The sequence below is a fragment of the Meridianimaribacter flavus genome (genome assembly GCF_004366715.1).
Taxonomy (GTDB): Bacteria; Bacteroidota; Bacteroidia; order Flavobacteriales; family Flavobacteriaceae; genus Gaetbulibacter_B; species Gaetbulibacter_B jejuensis.
The window spans coordinates 1-2,500 of the sequence record NZ_SOQZ01000003.1 but is presented as its reverse complement, the minus strand read 5'-3'; the positions used below and the strand labels follow the sequence as shown (position 1 = coordinate 2,500).

2 tRNA genes and 2 rRNA genes (1 of these 4 cut by a window edge) are annotated in these 2,500 nt (G+C 44.2%); all 4 read right to left on the bottom strand.

Annotated features, from left to right (window positions below):
- Positions 1–148 (bottom strand): 23S ribosomal RNA (locus A8975_RS07065) (it extends 2,668 nt beyond the left edge of the window).
- A gap of 127 nt (positions 149–275) precedes the next feature.
- Positions 276–349, bottom strand: a tRNA-Ala gene (locus A8975_RS07060).
- Positions 350–429: 80 nt separating this feature from the next.
- Positions 430–503 (bottom strand) — tRNA-Ile (locus A8975_RS07055).
- Between the two features lie 83 nt (positions 504–586).
- Positions 587–2,112: ribosomal RNA gene (locus tag A8975_RS07050) — 16S ribosomal RNA — on the bottom strand.
- Together the 16S and 23S rRNA genes with 2 tRNA genes alongside form the textbook arrangement of a ribosomal RNA operon.
- Positions 2,113–2,500 lie beyond the last annotated feature (388 nt).

Below are 2,500 nucleotides of genomic sequence, written 5' to 3'. Positions count from 1 at the left end.
ACATGTCTTCAACATGCTGGGTTGCCCCATTCGGATATCTGCGGATCAATTTGTATGTGCCAATCCCCGCAGCTTTTCGCAGCTTATCACGTCCTTCATCGCCTCTGAGAGCCTAGGCATTCCCCATACGCTCTTATTTAGCTTATTGTACTTCTTGTCTTTTTAATGAGTTACAATTATTGCTCGTTACAATAATTTAATTTTATTAAATATTTCTATCTAATTTTCATGTATCTTTTTCAATATGTCAATGAACTTTTTAGCTTTCGCTATTGTGGAGAATATCGGAGTCGAACCGATGACCTCCTGCGTGCAAGGCAGGCGCTCTAGCCAGCTGAGCTAATCCCCCATATACTAGTCGTTAGTACATAGTAGTTAGTAGTTAGACTATAACCACTACTCAACTTCCAGAATTTCCTATTAATTTAGTAGTCTCAGGCAGACTCGAACTGCCGACCTCTACATTATCAGTGTAGCGCTCTAACCAGCTGAGCTATGAGACTCTACTATAATAGATCATTTAAATTAACAGCAAAAGAACAGACTATTCCTTTTTTGAACTTCCTTATTAGTCGTCTTTCTCTAGAAAGGAGGTGTTCCAGCCGCACCTTCCGGTACGGCTACCTTGTTACGACTTAGCCCTAGTTACTAATTTTACCCTAGGCCGCTCCTTGCGGTGACGGACTTCAGGCACTCCCAGCTTCCATGGCTTGACGGGCGGTGTGTACAAGGCCCGGGAACGTATTCACCGGATCATGGCTGATATCCGATTACTAGCGATTCCAGCTTCACGGAGTCGAGTTGCAGACTCCGATCCGAACTGTGATAGGTTTTTAGGATTCGCTCCTGCTCACGCAGTGGCTGCCCTCTGTACCTACCATTGTAGCACGTGTGTAGCCCAGGACGTAAGGGCCGTGATGATTTGACGTCATCCCCACCTTCCTCACGGTTTGCACCGGCAGTCTTGCTAGAGTTCCCGACATTACTCGCTGGCAACTAACAACAGGGGTTGCGCTCGTTATAGGACTTAACCTGACACCTCACGGCACGAGCTGACGACAACCATGCAGCACCTTGTAAGTAGTCCGAAGAAAGATCTATCTCTAAATCATGCAACTTACATTTAAGCCCTGGTAAGGTTCCTCGCGTATCATCGAATTAAACCACATGCTCCACCGCTTGTGCGGGCCCCCGTCAATTCCTTTGAGTTTCATTCTTGCGAACGTACTCCCCAGGTGGGTCACTTATCACTTTCGCTTAGCCACTCAGACCGAAATCCGAACAGCTAGTGACCATCGTTTACGGCGTGGACTACCAGGGTATCTAATCCTGTTCGCTCCCCACGCTTTCGTCCATCAGTGTCAGTACATTATTAGTGATCTGCCTTCGCAATTGGTATTCTATGTAATATCTATGCATTTCACCGCTACACTACATATTCTAACCACTTCATAATGACTCAAGATAACCAGTATCAAAGGCAATTCTACAGTTGAGCTGCAGGATTTCACCTCTGACTTAATTATCCACCTACGGACCCTTTAAACCCAATGATTCCGGATAACGCTTGGATCCTCCGTATTACCGCGGCTGCTGGCACGGAGTTAGCCGATCCTTATTCTTACGGTACCGTCAAGCTCCCTCACGAGGGAGTGTTTCTTCCCGTATAAAAGCAGTTTACAACCCATAGGGCAGTCTTCCTGCACGCGGCATGGCTGGATCAGGCTTGCGCCCATTGTCCAATATTCCTCACTGCTGCCTCCCGTAGGAGTCTGGTCCGTGTCTCAGTACCAGTGTGGGGGATCCCCCTCTCAGGGCCCCTACCTATCGTTGCCATGGTGTGCCGTTACCACACCATCTAGCTAATAGGACGCATGCTCATCTTTTACCGATAAATCTTTAATCAAATGCCGATGCCGACTCTTGATACTATGGGATATTAATCCAAATTTCTCTGGGCTATCCCCCTGTAAAAGGTAGATTGCATACGCGTTACGCACCCGTGCGCCACTCGTCATCAGAAAAGCAAGCTTTTCCATGTTACCGTTCGACTTGCATGTGTTAGGCCTGCCGCTAGCGTTCATCCTGAGCCAGGATCAAACTCTTCATCGTTAAATCTTAAATATTATTTAACAACTAATATGGAATTTTATTCAGTACTCAAAATGGTCTATTCTTTTGTTTAATTAACATCGTTTCCAATGCTAATTTTACGCTGTCAATTCAATATGTTAATGAACTTTTATCTTCTCTTCTAAACCGTCTTATCGGTTAAGCGGGTGCAAATATAAAACCCTTTTTTTTATCCCACAATCTTTTTTGATTTTTTTTTGAAAATTTTTTCGAAACAATCCAAAACCCTTTTCTTAATCAGTATTTCTTGTGAACTTTTTGCCTCAACGTTCCCGTTTTTAGCGGCTGCAAATATACAACCTATTTTTTCTTTATCGCAAACTTTTTTTTACTTTTTTTTAATGTTTTTCTCGAAAAATTTCGCCCA